At 38.1% G+C, this 14,791-nt stretch carries 15 protein-coding genes and 5 tRNA genes; 8 read left to right on the forward strand and 12 right to left on the reverse strand.

Going from position 1 to position 14,791, the window contains the following annotated elements; translation table 11 throughout:
• Positions 1–4 precede the first annotated feature (4 nt).
• From clpP to A3EO_RS0102320, 3 genes are all read right to left on the reverse strand, one after another.
• Complete coding sequence (gene clpP / locus A3EO_RS0102310; RefSeq protein ID WP_013745609.1) at positions 5–592, reverse strand: ATP-dependent Clp endopeptidase proteolytic subunit ClpP; 588 nt, start codon at positions 590–592, stop codon at positions 5–7.
• 140 nt (positions 593–732) lie between these two features.
• A complete protein-coding gene (gene tig, locus A3EO_RS0102315) occupies positions 733–2,034 on the reverse strand; it encodes a trigger factor (protein WP_018345830.1) in 1,302 nt (433 codons plus the stop codon).
• A 171-nt stretch (positions 2,035–2,205) separates the two neighbouring features.
• Positions 2,206–2,772, reverse strand: a complete 567-nt coding sequence (locus A3EO_RS0102320; protein ID WP_018345831.1) for a cytochrome b — start codon at positions 2,770–2,772, stop codon at positions 2,206–2,208.
• 111 nt (positions 2,773–2,883) lie between these two features.
• On the opposite strand from A3EO_RS0102320, the gene A3EO_RS0102325 reads away from it, so the two are divergent.
• Positions 2,884–3,699: a Rossmann-fold NAD(P)-binding domain-containing protein gene (locus tag A3EO_RS0102325; protein WP_018345832.1), complete on the forward strand. Its 816-nt coding sequence runs from the start codon at positions 2,884–2,886 to the stop codon at positions 3,697–3,699.
• Positions 3,700–3,733: 34 nt separating this feature from the next.
• Here the strand turns inward: A3EO_RS0102325 and A3EO_RS0102330 are convergent.
• The 7 genes from A3EO_RS0102330 to nagB form a co-directional block, all read right to left on the reverse strand.
• Positions 3,734–3,808: transfer RNA gene (locus tag A3EO_RS0102330), tRNA-Gln, on the reverse strand.
• Positions 3,809–3,834: 26 nt separating this feature from the next.
• Positions 3,835–3,909 (reverse strand) — tRNA-Gln (locus tag A3EO_RS0102335).
• Positions 3,910–3,936: 27 nt separating this feature from the next.
• Positions 3,937–4,011: transfer RNA gene (locus A3EO_RS0102340), tRNA-Gln, on the reverse strand.
• Positions 4,012–4,030: 19 nt separating this feature from the next.
• Positions 4,031–4,115 (reverse strand) — tRNA-Leu (locus tag A3EO_RS0102345).
• A gap of 2 nt (positions 4,116–4,117) precedes the next feature.
• Positions 4,118–4,194: transfer RNA gene (locus A3EO_RS0102350), tRNA-Met, on the reverse strand.
• 280 nt (positions 4,195–4,474) lie between these two features.
• The gene (nagA, locus tag A3EO_RS0102355) at positions 4,475–5,620 is read right to left on the reverse strand and encodes an N-acetylglucosamine-6-phosphate deacetylase (protein ID WP_018345833.1); all 1,146 of its coding nucleotides are present in this window, start codon (positions 5,618–5,620) and stop codon (positions 4,475–4,477) included.
• On the reverse strand, positions 5,617–6,429 hold the full coding sequence (gene nagB / locus A3EO_RS0102360; RefSeq protein WP_013745604.1) for a glucosamine-6-phosphate deaminase: 813 nt from the start codon (positions 6,427–6,429) through the stop codon (positions 5,617–5,619). The genes nagA and nagB overlap by 4 nt, the downstream gene beginning before the upstream one ends.
• A gap of 247 nt (positions 6,430–6,676) precedes the next feature.
• Here nagB and glyQ point away from each other — a divergent pair, with 247 nt between their 5' ends.
• The 7 genes from glyQ (at position 6,677) to A3EO_RS12565 (ending at position 13,292) form a co-directional block, all read left to right on the forward strand.
• The gene (gene glyQ, locus A3EO_RS0102365) at positions 6,677–7,588 is read left to right on the forward strand and encodes a glycine--tRNA ligase subunit alpha (RefSeq protein ID WP_013745603.1); all 912 of its coding nucleotides are present in this window, start codon (positions 6,677–6,679) and stop codon (positions 7,586–7,588) included.
• A gap of 10 nt (positions 7,589–7,598) precedes the next feature.
• On the forward strand, positions 7,599–8,243 hold the full coding sequence (locus tag A3EO_RS0102370; RefSeq protein WP_026210955.1) for an FABP family protein: 645 nt from the start codon (positions 7,599–7,601) through the stop codon (positions 8,241–8,243).
• Between the two features lie 11 nt (positions 8,244–8,254).
• Positions 8,255–8,521 carry a hypothetical protein gene (locus A3EO_RS0102375; RefSeq protein ID WP_018345834.1) on the forward strand — a complete coding sequence of 89 codons (267 nt, stop codon included), beginning with the start codon at positions 8,255–8,257 and terminating at the stop codon, positions 8,519–8,521.
• Between the two features lie 91 nt (positions 8,522–8,612).
• A complete protein-coding gene (locus A3EO_RS0102380) occupies positions 8,613–9,194 on the forward strand; it encodes a hypothetical protein (RefSeq protein ID WP_018345835.1) in 582 nt (193 codons plus the stop codon).
• A gap of 34 nt (positions 9,195–9,228) precedes the next feature.
• A complete protein-coding gene (gene glyS / locus A3EO_RS0102385) occupies positions 9,229–11,298 on the forward strand; it encodes a glycine--tRNA ligase subunit beta (RefSeq protein WP_018345836.1) in 2,070 nt (689 codons plus the stop codon).
• A gap of 100 nt (positions 11,299–11,398) precedes the next feature.
• Positions 11,399–12,082: an acyltransferase family protein gene (locus tag A3EO_RS12560; protein WP_049804990.1), complete on the forward strand. Its 684-nt coding sequence runs from the start codon at positions 11,399–11,401 to the stop codon at positions 12,080–12,082.
• 37 nt (positions 12,083–12,119) lie between these two features.
• Entirely contained in the window at positions 12,120–13,292 is a 1,173-nt protein-coding gene (locus tag A3EO_RS12565; RefSeq protein ID WP_325048749.1) for an acyltransferase family protein, read from the forward strand.
• Positions 13,293–13,339: 47 nt separating this feature from the next.
• On the opposite strand, the gene A3EO_RS0102395 is transcribed toward A3EO_RS12565, so the two are convergent.
• Both A3EO_RS0102395 and menB read right to left on the reverse strand, forming a co-directional pair.
• Positions 13,340–13,873: a gamma carbonic anhydrase family protein gene (locus A3EO_RS0102395; RefSeq protein ID WP_018345837.1), complete on the reverse strand. Its 534-nt coding sequence runs from the start codon at positions 13,871–13,873 to the stop codon at positions 13,340–13,342.
• Positions 13,874–13,928: 55 nt separating this feature from the next.
• Entirely contained in the window at positions 13,929–14,786 is an 858-nt protein-coding gene (menB, locus tag A3EO_RS0102400; RefSeq protein ID WP_018345838.1) for a 1,4-dihydroxy-2-naphthoyl-CoA synthase, read from the reverse strand.
• Positions 14,787–14,791 lie beyond the last annotated feature (5 nt).

Consider the following 14,791-nt stretch of genomic DNA (forward strand, 5'->3'; position numbering starts at 1 on the left):
TCACTTATAGTTGGCGATGAGTTAATACTTCATCAATTAAACCATATTCTTTAGCGGCTTGGGCAGACATAAAGTTATCACGATCAGTATCGCGTTCGACAACTTCCAATGGTTGGCCTGTATGAAAAGCAAGACGTTGATTTAAAGTATCTTTGATTTTAAGGATTTCCTGTGCGTGAATCTGAATATCCGAAGCTTGACCACGATATCCGCCTAAAGGTTGGTGAATCATTATGCGAGCGTGTGGAAGTGCAAAACGTTTTCCGGCTGCACCGCCTGCCAATAAAAATGCGCCCATAGAACAAGCCTGCCCCATACAAAGAGTACGTACATCAGGTTTGATAAATTGCATTGTATCGTAAATTGCCATACCGGCAGTGACAACGCCGCCGGGAGAATTGATATAAAGATTAATATCTTCATCCGGGTTTTCCGCTTCAAGGAATAGCAATTGAGCAACGATTAAGTTGGCCATATTGTCTTCAACTTGCCCATTAAGAAAAATAACACGTTCTTTCAGTAAGCGAGAATAAATATCGAAAGCACGTTCACCACGAGCAGTTTGTTCGACAACCATTGGGACTAATGCCATATTTTCTCCTATTTTGTAGCTAATCTTTTTAATCGTAAAAAGAATAGAAAAAGTGCGGTATAAAAATTAACCGCACTTGATGAATGTAGAATAATAATATTTTCCGGCACTACATTAAAACAGTGCCGAATTAAAATTCATTATGCACGAGGAGTGTTCATAATGTCGTCAAAAGATTTTTCAACTTCTGACACTTGTGCTTTAGCAAGAATTGCATCAACAGCTTGATCTTCTAATACAACGTTACGGATGTTATTGGAAAGTTCTTTATTGCTGCTGTAATAATTAATCACTTCTTCAGGTTGCTCATAAGCGGAAGCAATGCTTGCGATCATTGATTTAACACGATCTTCATCCACTTTTAAGTCATTACCGGAGATAACTTTGCTGAGCAATAAACCGACTTTCACACGACGTTTAGCCTGTTCTTCAAAAATTTCACGTGGTAATTCAAGCGCTTGTTTAGCGTTACCACCGAAACGTTGAGCAGCTTGTTGGCGTAATACGTTGATCTCTTCATCAACTGCTGCATTCGGAACATCGATATTATTTTGTTCAAGCAAACCGTCAAGCACTTGTTGTTTGATGTTTGCAGTAACCGCATTATCAAGTTCACGTTGCATATTTTTCTCAATTTCTGCACGAAGGTCAGCAACAGTTTTAGTATTTGGCCCGAATTTAGCCACAAATTCATCTGTTAATTCAGGAAGTACCATTTTTTCCACTTTTTTCAAGGTAATAGCAAATTTAGCTGCTTTACCTTTTAAATTTTCTGCGTGGTACTCTTCAGGGAATGTGACATCAATATCGAATTGTTCGCCGGCTTTGTGACCTACGATACCGTCTTCGAAGCCAGGAATCATACGGCCTTGTCCCATAAAGAGGATGAAGTCGTTTGCTTTTCCGCCTTCAAATTCTTCGCCATCAATAGAACCGACGAAGTCTAAAGTCACACGACTGTCAGCAGCTGCTGCTTCAGTGGTTTCTTCCCAAGTTGCTTGTTGTTTACGTAATGTATCAACCATTTTATCAATGTCTGCTTCATTGATTTTTACAACCGGTTTTTCAACTTTGATATTTTCTAAACCTTTGATTTCCACTTCAGGATAAACTTCAAAAGTTGCAGAGAAAGTTAAATCTTCACCAACATTGTATTTTTCTGGTGTGAAAGTCGGACGGCTTGCCAAATTGATTTTTTCCTGCATTACGGCATCAAAGAAGTGACGTTGCATTACATCACCTAAAACATCCTGACGAGCAGAAGCACCAAAGCGTTGTTCGATAATGCTTGGTGGCACTTTACCTTTGCGGAAACCGTCAATACGAGCAGTTTTAGCTACTCTTTTTAATTCTTCACGAACAGCTTGTTCGATCACATCTGCCGGTACAGTAATGCTAATACGGCGTTCTAATCCTTGAGTTGTTTCTACTGAAATTTGCATTTATGCTACCTCAAAAAAAGTAATTGTACTCGGCATTTTCTATCACTACCGAACACGCAAAAAAGACCTATTATTTAAAAGTAATACAGGCGTATTAAAAAAAGAACGCCCGATTATAGCCTATTCATTGGTAATATGTCGAGAAAGCGAACGATAAAAACGGATAGTTGTTTATTGTTTATCCAATTTTTTTGTAGCGCATTTTGATTTTCTCGGCATCATTCTGATTAGGGTATTATCTTTTAACAGATAATGATGGTATAACGCTGCGGCTGCGTGTAGCGCGATAATTGCTAACCCTAGGTTGGCAACTGTTTCGTGAATTTCTTTGATAGTATGCGATAACGCTTTGTCAGCATTGAAGCCATCAATAATTGGAAAACCGAAGAATGGCAATGCAACGCCTTTATTCAATACAATAAGTGTGCCTAAAATCGGCAATATTATAAAAATTAAATAAAGTGATAAATGGACATAATGTGCGGATTTTGTTTGCCAAGTAGGTGGCGCAGGATTGATTTCCGGAATTTGTTTTAAATAAAGATGACGTAAAATTAAACGAAATATCACCGTAAAAAAGACAAGAATGCCTAAAGTGAAATGGCAGTTCATCATCAAGTTACGCCAGCCATCAGAATGGCCTATGCCTTTAAGATTAACGGTTAAGTAAGTGAGCGCAATGAAAATAAGCGATAGCCAATGGAAAAAAATCTGGATGGCTGGATAACGTGTATTCATAAAATCTCCTGAAATAAGGTAAGAATAAGAACTTGTGATTTAAGTTTATTGGCATAAAATTAGCACAAAGTGAGGATTACTATTTTCTATATCGGAATTGGATAAAGCAATATGAGAAGCGTGTCGATTGTAGGTTTAGGTTGGTTAGGATTTCCGCTGGGGCGTTACTTACAGAGTTTAGGCTGGCTGGTGAAAGGCAGTAAGCGAACGCATGAAGGTACAGAACATATGCGATTACAGCGCATTGAGTGTTATCAACTTGAATTAACGCCGGCAATTAATGCTGATCCGGATGATCTTGAAGCCTTATTAAACGTTGATAGTTTAATTATCAATATCCCACCAAGTGAATACTTCTTTGATCTTAATAATTATATTTTGAGTGTCGAAAATTTATTGACGGAAGCCCTTTTACACAATGTTCAGCACATCATTTTTATCAGCTCAACTTCCGTGTACCCAATGATTTCAGGTGTATTTGATGAAGACTATATACCGAAACCAACATCGGATGTGGGAAAAGCGTTATTAGAAATAGAGCAACGATTATGGGATTTGCAGGATATTGATGTAGATATTATTCGTTTTGCCGGTTTAGTCGGAGAAGATCGACATCCGGTTTATCATTTATCCGGAAAAGAAAATATTCAAGGTGCTCATCAGACTGTTAATTTAGTCCATTTGACTGATTGTATTCGAGCGATTCAATTATTGTTGGAAACGCCAGCACATCACCGTCGTTATAATTTAGCTGCGCCGATTCACCCATTGAAACAGGATTTTTATACTAAAATGGCAGAAAAATTATCATTGCCAGTGCCACATTTTTTACCGGATGAAGAAAAAATGGAGAGAATTATTTTAGCGGATAAAATTTGTAGAGATTTGGATTTTGTGTATCAATATCCTGATCCGGAAATGATGTAATGATTAAATATAATTTTAAGAAACGGCAGGAGAATGGCTGGGGTACTAGGATTCGAACCTAGGAATGCCGGAATCAGAATCCGGTGCCTTACCGCTTGGCGATACCCCAATATAAAGGGGATTTATTAATAAAGATGGCTGGGGTACTAGGATTCGAACCTAGGGATGCCGAGATCAAAACCCGGTGCCTTACCGCTTGGCGATACCCCAACATAAAAAGTGATTATTAATAAAAGATGGCTGGGGTACTAGGATTCGAACCTAGGGATGCCGAGATCAAAACCCGGTGCCTTACCGCTTGGCGATACCCCAACTTTATGAAAGTGCAAAATGGTGCGGGACGAGGGACTTGAACCCACACACCTCACGGCGCCAGAACCTAAATCTGGTGCGTCTACCAATTTCGCCAGTCCCGCAATGGTGGCTATGACGGGATTCGAACCTGTGACCCCAACATTATGAGTGTTGTGCTCTAACCAACTGAGCTACATAGCCATTGCTTTTTCGGCGCTAATTATGCTGATATCTGTAACCCTCGTCAACACATTTTTTTAGAAAAAAAGATTTTTCGGTCTGTTCGCATAGAGAATAGCCAATTTGTCGGTTTTTTATTAGAAATCGTCGAGCGGTTATCGCATTGATATACAATTAAAAGAGCTTTATGGAAGTAAGAGTGGGGCGGCTAAACACAAAATCATTGGATTAATTAATAAATTGAATAACGATAAAAAGAAAATTGCGATAAAATGATTATCGCAATTTTTGGATAAAAGAGTTAGTTAAAGTGCCAATTACCATTAACTGCAGTGCCAATGACTTCAAATTTATGGTTAAAAGCGGTTAAGTTGGCAATTTTCCCTTTTTCTAGGCTACCGAGTTTATCATTAATATGGATAGCACGAGCCGGATAGAGTGTCGCCATACGAAGTGCTTCATCTAAAGGAATATCCACCTCATTGACACAGTTACGAATTGCTTCGATCATAGTAACGGCTGAACCGCCGATTGTACCGTTAGCGTCATAACATTTGTGATCTCGAACATAAACGGTTTTGCCCACAAATTGGAATGACTCAATATCAGCGCTGGCGGCGGCGGTAGCGTCAGTGACTAAACAGAGCTTGTCCTGTTTACATTTTTTAGCAATACGTACATTGCCGAAATTTACGTGTAAGCCATCAACGATGATCCCGGTATAAACATTAGGATTATCCAGCACTGCTCCGACAACACCCATTTCACGCCCGGAGGATACCGGTGACATTGCATTATGCAAATGGGTTGTAAAGGTTGCGCCTTGTTGGAAACGATCATTCGCTTGTTGATAAGTGGCATTGGAATGCCCGATAGAAACAACAATATTATTTTTAATAAATTCAGCGATATGATCCGCAGTAGGATTTTCCGCAGCAATCGTCATTTTTGTAATCACTTCAGCGTTATCACATAAAAAAGTGAGCATTTCATCAGAAATTTCACGGATAAATTCTTCGCGATGAACACCTTTTTTGGCTTTGCTTAAATAAGGCCCTTCTAGATGTAGCCCTAACGCCTGATTGCGATGTTTGGCAAGATATTCTTTCATTACCGCAACAGCGTGTTTCATTTCAGCATCAGGAGCGGTAATGAATGTTGGTAAAAAGCTGGTAGTGCCGGATTTTAAATTGGTTGCCTGCATAATTTCCAATGTTTCAACAGAACAATCATCATTGAACATTACACCACCGCAGCCATTAAGTTGCAGATCGATAAAACCGGCAGAAAGGTTAGCGCCTTGAAGATCGATAGTATCAAGAGCCGGATCAAGATCAACGGTTTTAACGATATCTGCAATTTTATCGTCATTTACGATCAAAGCGTGATCATACAGGATCTCAGAGCCTGTATAGATAACACCATTAATTAACGCATATTTTTTCATTTTAATTCTCTTACACTATGAATTGCGTGAGATTCCAATTCTTTGAAATATTTCACAGTTTTAACTTTTAGTTCTTGTGTTGCCGGCTCATCACAGACAAAAATGGCACGGCTATGCATTTGCAATGCGCTGATTGTCCATAGATGATTGACTGCGCCCTCTACACCGGCTTGTAATGCTTGAGCTTTACGATAACCGGTAATCAGCAACATCACCTCTTCCGCATCCATTAAAGTACCGACACCGATGGTTAAGGCATATTTTGGCACTTGATTAATGTCATTATTAAAGAAGCGAGAATTTGCGATTAAGGTATCTTCGTTTAAAGTTTTAATGCGAGTACGAGAAGAGAGTGAAGAGCCCGGCTCATTAAATGCGATATGTCCGTCTTCACCGACACCGCCCATAAACAGATGAATTTTACCATAAGATTTAATTTTATCTTCGTAACGTTGGCATTCTGCATCGTGGTCATCAGTGTTACCGTTTAAAATATTGATATTTTCAAGTGGAATATCAACGTGATTGAAGAAGTTATTAAACATAAAGGAGTGATAACTTTCAGGATGTTCTTTTGGCAAACCGACATATTCATCCATATTGAAAGTCACGACATTTTTGAAGCTTACTTCACCTTGTTGATAAAGTCTGATTAATTCTTTGTAAGTGGCGAGCGGTGTACCGCCTGTCGGTAAGCCAAGAACAAAAGGATGTTCTTTGGTTGGCGAAAAACGATTAATGCTGTCAACAATATGACGGGCTGCCCATCTTGCTACCTGTTGTTCATTATGTAATGGAATAAGACGCATAGATTGCTCCTTGAATAATAAATAGACATTTTAAAATAAAACTTCATTATTTAAATAATCAAGATAATATTACTCCAAAAAAATGAATTGATCTAATTGAAAAACAGCGTTTTTTGAGTAAAGTCACAGAAAAGTCTGAAATAGAATAAAAGAGAAATATAAAAGGGAGTGGAGCTTAATTCTACTCATTAACCTAAAAATCAAGTAGAATAACACTATTTTTTGGAAACTGAACGAAGATTTTATTATGACAACACAATTTAACATTAAAACGTTTCAAGGAATGATTCTTGCACTTCAAGCATATTGGGCGGAACAAGGCTGTACTATCGTTCAGCCGTTTGATATGGAGGTGGGTGCAGGAACTTCTCATCCGATGACGGCACTGCGTGCGTTAGGTCCTGAACCAATGGCGTTTGCCTATGTTCAACCTTCACGCCGTCCAACTGACGGTCGTTATGGCGAAAACCCGAACCGCTTACAACATTATTACCAATTTCAAGTTGTGATCAAACCTTCACCGGATAATATTCAAGAACTTTATCTTGGTTCTCTTAAAATGCTTGGCTTTGATCCGACACAAAATGATATCCGTTTTGTTGAAGATAACTGGGAAAACCCAACACTTGGTGCGTGGGGACTTGGCTGGGAAGTTTGGTTAAACGGTATGGAAGTAACGCAATTTACCTATTTCCAACAAGTGGGCGGTTTGGAATGTCGTCCTGTAACCGGTGAAATTACCTACGGTTTGGAACGTTTAGCGATGTATATTCAAGGTGTGGATTCTGTTTATGATCTGGTTTGGTCGGACGGTCCGCTCGGTAAAACCACTTATGGCGATGTCTTTCATCAAAATGAAGTGGAGCAATCAACTTATAATTTTGAATATGCTGATGTTGATTTTCTATTTAAATGCTTTGAGCAGTATGAAAAAGAAGCACAGGAATTATTAGCATTAGAAAAACCGTTACCATTGCCGGCGTATGAACGTATTTTGAAAGCGGCACACAGCTTTAACTTATTGGATGCCCGCAAAGCCATTTCTGTAACTGAACGTCAACGTTATATTTTGCGTATTAGAGCGTTAACCAAAGGTGTTGCGGAAGCTTATTATGCCAGCCGTGAAGCATTGGGATTCCCGGGATGTAACAAAAAATAAGGCAAAAACAATGAAAGAATTTCAATATCCTAAAGATATCTACACTGAACCGGATGCAGATGTAAATACCTTGGCTAATCTCGGACCGTTAACTGCGATGGCAGGTGTTTGGGAAGGTAAACGTGGTTTAGATATCAATCCGAAAGCAGAAGGTGCGGTGAAAGATCCCTATATTGAACATATCGATCTACAGCCGATTGATCCACAAACTAATGGGCCGCAGCTTTTTTATGGTTTGCGTTATCACATTCATATTGTGCAACCGAATGAAGTTGAAACTTTCCACGATCAAGTCGGTTATTGGCTTTGGGAGCCGGCGACCGGAAACTTATTGTTAACTCTAAGTATTCCGCGTGGACAAACTTTAATTGCAACCGGTAATGCCAGTGCGAATGCCAAGAAATTCACACTAACCGCTCAACGTGGTTCATTAACCAACGGCATTATTTCTAATCCATTTTTGGAACAATCTTTCCGGACAGAAAGTTATACCATCACTGTAACGATCAATGATGACGGTACGTGGTCATATGAGCAAGATACTGTGATGACTATTCCTAATTACGATGAGCCGTTCCATCATCAGGATAGAAATCGGTTAACAAAAGTGGCGGAAGCGACACCAAACCCTTTGTCAAGAGTGCAACAAAAATAACAGGTGAAAATATGAGTAAAGCAAAACTCTTTTTTGCACAGGCTTGTCCTGATACTGCGCCATTTGTCGCCGAATTGGCGCGTTTAAATGTGGAATATGAAGAGGCGGAAATTCAATCTTCATTAAGTAATTTAAAACAATTCCTCGCATTACGGGATAGCCGTTCTGAATTTGACAACATTAAACAGCGTGGTGGAATCGGTATTCCGGCATTGGTGTTGGAAAATGGAAAAATCGTATTGGACATTGAGGCATTACCTGCGGTTGTCGCTAAGTAAATATTTTCCAATTAAAATGGAATTCAGGAGAAAGTCGCTCCATTGATATGGCTATCTCGATATGCTTCTCACTAGAGCTTGGAGGTATAAAATGAAGAAAATGATCTTTCCCTTTTTATTATTGATTAGCTTTTTTGTGAATGCGAAAAGTGTGCAATACAGTGTAAAAGATCTGTATGGTGATTGGCATTGCCAAATTGAACATAAAGAGCATAACGCAAAAGTTTTAGCGGATTATCGCTTGCATAAAAATGGAACAGCTCAGATTTTTTCAATGTTTATGTTTCCAACAAGGACATTGCCTGATGCGACATTTCTGGGCGTATTGTATTACAGCTATGCAATGACCGGAAAGTGGGCGTTAGTTAAGAATGACATCATAATTGATATTAAAGATGTCATTAAAGTTCAAAATGAGAGCAATTATCTGGTTAAACAAGAAATTGAAAGGAATGCTGAGTTAAAACAAATTGCAGAGCGATTTGTTGAACAAATTAAACAAAGAAAACTTTCAGGGATAACCGACAGACAGCAGATTCACATTAAATCCTTTGAAAAAGAGGATAAAGTGAAAGATGCAATAATGATTGCCAATAATAAAACTCAAGGTTTTTGTACACGACCTTTAAATCCTGCAATTTGGTCTGAGAGTTTTAAACAAGTTTTTCCATAAGATATAGATATATTTGTTATTAGAGAACAATAAGATGACAACAAAAAACTTCCTCGCCGAAATCGGCACTGAAGAGCTACCACCGAAAGCTCTGAAAAAATTAGCGGTGGCGTTTGCAGATAATTTCACAGCGGAATTGAATAATGCCGGTTTAACTTTTGATAAGGTAGAATGGTTTGCCGCACCGCGCCGTTTGGCAGTGAAAGTGTTAGGATTGATCACAGAGCAGCCGAGCAAAACGATTGAAAAACGTGGGCCGGCAGTTTCTGTCGCATTTGATGCTGACGGTAAACCGACAAAAGCGGCTGAAGGCTGGGCAAGAGGTTGTGGTATTACTGTCGATCAGGCACAGCGTTTAACGACAGATAAAGGTGAATGGCTTTATTATCAAATGGTCGAGCCGGGCAAGGAAACAAAAGCTTTGTTGCTTGATTTAGTAAGCAATGCATTGGCTAAGTTACCAATTCCAAAACCGATGCGTTGGGGTGATAAAAATGAACAATTTATTCGCCCGGTGCATACCGTTACACTTTTATTCGGTGATGAGTTGATTGATGGTGAAATTCTCGGCGTAAAAAGTGGTAGAACTATTCGTGGACATCGCTTCCTAGGTCAACAAGAGTTCACTATTGATAATGCTGATCAATATCCACAATTATTAGAGGAAAAAGGCAGCGTTATTGCTGATTTTGAACAGCGTAAAGCGATTATCCGCCAAGACGCAGAAAAAGCAGCAGCGAAAGTGGGGGGCGTTGCAGATATTGAGGAAGATTTGCTTGATGAAGTTACCTCATTGGTTGAATTCCCGGTAGTGATGACGGCAAAATTTGAGGAGCGTTTCTTAGCTGTGCCGGCAGAAGCGCTGGTTTATACAATGAAAGGGGATCAGAAATACTTCCCGATTTATGATCAAAACGGCAAGTTACTCCCTAATTTTATCTTTGTTTCCAATATTAATCCGCAAGATCAATCTTCGGTAATTGAAGGCAATGAAAAAGTGGTGCGTCCACGTTTGAGTGATGCAGAATTTTTCTTTAAAACCGATTTAAAACAGCGTTTAGAGGATAACTTACCGCGTCTTAAAACAGTATTATTCCAACAACAACTTGGTACATTGTTCGATAAGACAGAACGTATTGAAAAATTGAGCGGTGAAATTGCGGCACAAATTGGCGCAGATGTTGCAAAAGCGGAACGTGCCGGTTTGTTGTCTAAATGCGATTTAATGACCAATATGGTGTTTGAATTCACCGATACACAAGGTGTAATGGGAATGCATTATGCGCGTCACGACGGTGAAGACGAAGAGGTGGCGGTTGCATTGAATGAACAGTATATGCCGCGTTTTGCCGGTGATGAATTGCCTCGCAGTTTAGTCGCCTGTTCAGTTGCGTTGGCGGATAAATTCGATACATTGGTCGGTATTTTCGGGATTGGACAACATCCTAAAGGAGATAAAGACCCATTTGCTTTACGCCGTGCGGCATTAGGTGTGTTGCGAATTATCGTTGAGAAAAATTTACCGCTTGATTTAGTAGATTTGGCACAGAGAGTAGCCGCTTTATATGGTGATAAATTAAGCAATGCCAATGTGGTTGAAGACGTGGTGGATTTCATCCTTGGACGTTTCCGTGCTTGGTATCAGGAAGAGGGCATTGCGGTGGATGTAATTCAGGCGGTGTTGGCTTGCCGTCCGACTAAACCTGCTGATTTTGATGCTCGTGTGAAAGCAGTTAATCATTTCCGTACTTTAGAGGCCGCACAGGCATTGGCAGCCGCGAATAAACGTGTGCAAAATATTCTGTCTAAAGTTGACGGTGCGTTGCCGGAAAATATTGATCTTTCATTGTGTCGTGAACCACAAGAGATCAATTTAGCGGAACGTGTATTGGAATTGCAACGTGAGTTACAACCGCTATTTGAAAAAGGTGATTATCAAACCGCATTGAGCCGTTTGGCTGATTTGCGTGAAAGCGTTGATAGTTTCTTTGATAATGTGATGGTAAATGCTGAAGATGAAAAACTTCGTCAAAATCGTTTAGCCTTATTGAAAAACTTGCGTGATCTGTTCTTTAAAGTAGCGGATATTTCGTTATTACAATAATATTAATTGAAGCGAAAACTTTTAGAGAAAGACCGAATAGTGAGTATTCGGTCTTTTTTATAATATTATCGATGTAATTCTTATATAAAGAGGGGAATGAATGTCTAGTATAAAATATCGTCCTGAAATTGATGGTCTTAGAGCAATAGCCGTTATATCGGTTATTATATTTCATTTTAAAAGTGATTGGCTTCCTGGAGGTTTTTTAGGAGTTGATATATTTTTTGTCATTTCAGGTTATTTGATCACTAAAATTATTACGACAGAAATAAGCAATAATACATTTACTTATAAAAATTTTTATAATCGAAGAATAAAAAGAATATATCCTATTTTTATTAGTGTTATATTCATAACATCGCTAATATCTATGGCTATTTTCACTTATGATGATTTTAATACTTTAAGAAAAAGTGTGGAATTTTCCACATTATTTATTACAAATATATATTTTTCTAAATCACAGGGTTACTTTGATTTAGATCTTATTAATAACCCTACTTTACATATTTGGTCATTAGCTATAGAAGAACAATATTACTTATTATTTCCTTTAATTTTAATTTTGATATATAAGAGATTTCCTAGTAAAAAATCTTTTTATTATATTATAATATCTTTATTTATTCTTAGTGTTTCATTAACCTTTATTCCAAGTTCTTTTTATACTAAATATGTTAATGTTTATTATCTTCCTCAATTGCGCTTTTTTGAGTTATTAATAGGATCCTGGTTGTCGTTATTACCCCCCCCCCTCTTCCATCTATATTTCATCTTTAAATAACAGAATAATTAATAAAAGATTATCTGATATTTATTGTATAATTTTTATAATCATCTTGTTTCTTTGCCTATATTTTTATTCTGAAAAAATACCATATATTCCAGGGATTGCTTTACTTATTCCGTGTTTTTGTACAGCTGGACTCATTTATTTTTCAGAATCAGGAAGATTGATGAAAAAACTTTTAGGATTATTCCCTATGGTTAAAATAGGGCTTTTATCTTATTCATTATATCTATGGCATTGGGTTGTGATTACTTTTTTTCATTATGTATTAGGAGATGTTTCTCGTGATTTGATTTTTGTAACTTCTCAGTGCATATTAATTTTTTTATTTTCTTGGTTAGGTTATCGGTTTATTGAAAAACCTATTCGTTATACTAAATGTTCATTTAAGAAATCTTTTATTCTTATCTATTTAATACCTTCTTTATTAATAGTTGGTATTAATTTCTTAGCGAGAAAACATATTAGAAAAATAGACACAGAATATAAAGAAGTAAGTGAAATGGTAATGGAAAATACTTTATCAAGTAAAGTATTAATGATTGGTGATTCACATTCTGATCATTTATCAGCATTTCTTAATTATGTTGGAGCAAAAGAAGGATGGAAAGCTGATATAATAAATTTTAATGGTACAAACTGTAAATTTCCTATTGATGAGTCTGGAAATATTATTCAAAGAAAAGAATGCATAGATAATTTAGATAAGATTAATAAATATCCGGTGATATTTGTTAGTTTCTTTTATGATCTTTATTCAGGAGATAACCCTGTACCTAGAAACAACCCTGTGTCTTTTAGGGTAACTAATTTTTATCTTAAGTTTAGAAATTTAATTAAGTTTTTAGCTAAAGATAAACAGGTTTATGTGTTTTCTAATATTCCGGCTATTACTTATTCGCCGTTAAAAGTATTGCACTTGAAACCTTTGGGATTAGATAAATATCTTCCGCCAATTAAACAGATGGGAGATATTCATCGAAGTAATTTGAAAATAATGGCTGCTATAGAGAATATTCCTAATGTTTATTGGGTTGATATTGTTCCATATATGCCTAAAGAATATTATATAAACAATAAGCCAATTTACCGAGATCAAGATCATTTAACGGCAAGCGGAGCATATTATATTGGTTATGAATTTCAGAAGCACAATATTCTATTACCGAATAAATTAATAGAAGAAATTTATAAGGACGAATAATTAAATTAAGACGAGATGATATCTCGTCTTAATTTTGGAATCGGATCTTATATAGATTTAAGAAAATCTGCTGCGGTATCAATATAATTTTGTGCGGAAATGCGTAAGAATTTGCGCTCTTCTTCAGTGAGTGGGCGCGCTTCTTTAACAGGAGAGCCGAGATAGAGATAACCGCTTTTTAAGTGTTTTCGTGGAGGGACTAAACTGCCGGCACCAATGATCACGTCATCTTCAATTACGGCATCATCCAATATGATGCTTCCCATCCCGACTAAAACTCGATTACCGATAGTGCAGCCGTGCAAAGTCACACTATGACCGACAGTAACATCTTCCCCGATTTGCACAGGGGAACCTTTAGGATTGTCTGCCGTGGCTCGCGTGGTATGCAGTACGCTAAGGTCTTGTATATTGCTGCGTGCGCCGATACGAATATCATTCACATCGCCGCGCAAAACCGCGCCCGGCCAAATGGAAACCTGATCTTCAAGCCAGACTTTACCAATCACGGTAGCTGCTTCATCAACATAAACATCTTTACCTAATTGTGGTGTGAAAGATAAATAATTCCGGATTGCCATAGTTGATTACCTCCAGATAATAAAGAAATGGTCAGCGGATGCTGACCAATGGAAATTAAGGGTTACGTTTAAATTTGCTGAAGTCCGGTTGGCGTTTTTCATTAAAGGCATTTCTGCCTTCTTGTCCTTCTTCAGTCATATAGAACAGCATTGTGGCATTGCCTGCCAATTCCTGCAAACCGGCTTGACCGTCGCAATCTGCATTTAATGCCGCTTTCAAACAACGTAAGGCAATAGGGCTGTTTTGTAACATTTCACGGCACCAACGTACAGTCTCTTTTTCTAAATCGGCATAAGGGACGACAGTGTTGACTAACCCCATATCCAATGCCTCTTTTGCATTATATTGACGGCATAAGAACCAGATTTCACGCGCTTTTTTCTGACCAACAATGCGAGCCATATAAGAAGCACCCCAACCACCATCAAAAGAACCGACGCGAGGTCCGGTTTGACCGAAAATAGCATTATCGGCTGCGATGGTTAGATCGCACATCATATGTAGAACGTGACCGCCACCAATCGCATAACCTGCTACCATTGCCACTACCGGTTTCGGGCAAGTACGAATATCGCGTTGGAAATCAAGCACATTCAAATGATGAACGCCCTGATCATCTTTATAACCACCGTAATCACCACGCACTTTTTGATCACCGCCGGAGCAGAAGGCTTTTTCACCTTGCCCGGTTAAAACAATAACGCCGATTTTTTCATCAAAACGAGCGTCAGAAAAAGCTTTAATCATCTCTTTTACGGTTTGTGGGCGGAAGGCATTGCGCACTTCAGGACGATTAATCGTAATTTTAGCAATCCCATCTTTTGATTTGTGATACAAAATATCGCTATAACCTTCGCTGCAATTTTGCCATTCAACAGGAGCGTATAAAAAGTCTTCACTTGGATATAACATAAAAT

The sequence above is a fragment of the Gallibacterium anatis DSM 16844 = F 149 genome, assembly GCF_000379785.1.
Lineage (GTDB): Bacteria > Pseudomonadota > Gammaproteobacteria > Enterobacterales > Pasteurellaceae > Gallibacterium > Gallibacterium anatis.

Bases quoted from the DNA above. Each gene is read 5' to 3' on its own strand.
- glyS (WP_018345836.1), top strand. From the start codon at position 9,229: ATGACAACAAAAAACTTCCTCGCCGAAATCGGCACTGAAGAGCTACCA.
- A3EO_RS0102375 (WP_018345834.1), top strand. From the start codon at position 8,255: ATGAGTAAAGCAAAACTCTTTTTTGCACAGGCTTGTCCTGATACTGCG.
- clpP (WP_013745609.1), bottom strand. From the start codon at position 592: ATGGCATTAGTCCCAATGGTTGTCGAACAAACTGCTCGTGGTGAACGT.
- A3EO_RS12560 (WP_049804990.1), top strand. From the start codon at position 11,399: ATGTCTAGTATAAAATATCGTCCTGAAATTGATGGTCTTAGAGCAATA.
- glyQ (WP_013745603.1), top strand. From the start codon at position 6,677: ATGACAACACAATTTAACATTAAAACGTTTCAAGGAATGATTCTTGCA.
- A3EO_RS0102395 (WP_018345837.1), bottom strand. From the start codon at position 13,873: ATGGCAATCCGGAATTATTTATCTTTCACACCACAATTAGGTAAAGAT.
- A3EO_RS0102320 (WP_018345831.1), bottom strand. From the start codon at position 2,772: ATGAATACACGTTATCCAGCCATCCAGATTTTTTTCCATTGGCTATCG.
- nagA (WP_018345833.1), bottom strand. From the start codon at position 5,620: ATGAAAAAATATGCGTTAATTAATGGTGTTATCTATACAGGCTCTGAG.
- nagB (WP_013745604.1), bottom strand. From the start codon at position 6,429: ATGCGTCTTATTCCATTACATAATGAACAACAGGTAGCAAGATGGGCA.
- tig (WP_018345830.1), bottom strand. From the start codon at position 2,034: ATGCAAATTTCAGTAGAAACAACTCAAGGATTAGAACGCCGTATTAGC.
- A3EO_RS0102325 (WP_018345832.1), top strand. From the start codon at position 2,884: ATGAGAAGCGTGTCGATTGTAGGTTTAGGTTGGTTAGGATTTCCGCTG.
- menB (WP_018345838.1), bottom strand. From the start codon at position 14,786: ATGTTATATCCAAGTGAAGACTTTTTATACGCTCCTGTTGAATGGCAA.
- A3EO_RS0102380 (WP_018345835.1), top strand. From the start codon at position 8,613: ATGAAGAAAATGATCTTTCCCTTTTTATTATTGATTAGCTTTTTTGTG.
- A3EO_RS0102370 (WP_026210955.1), top strand. From the start codon at position 7,599: ATGAAAGAATTTCAATATCCTAAAGATATCTACACTGAACCGGATGCA.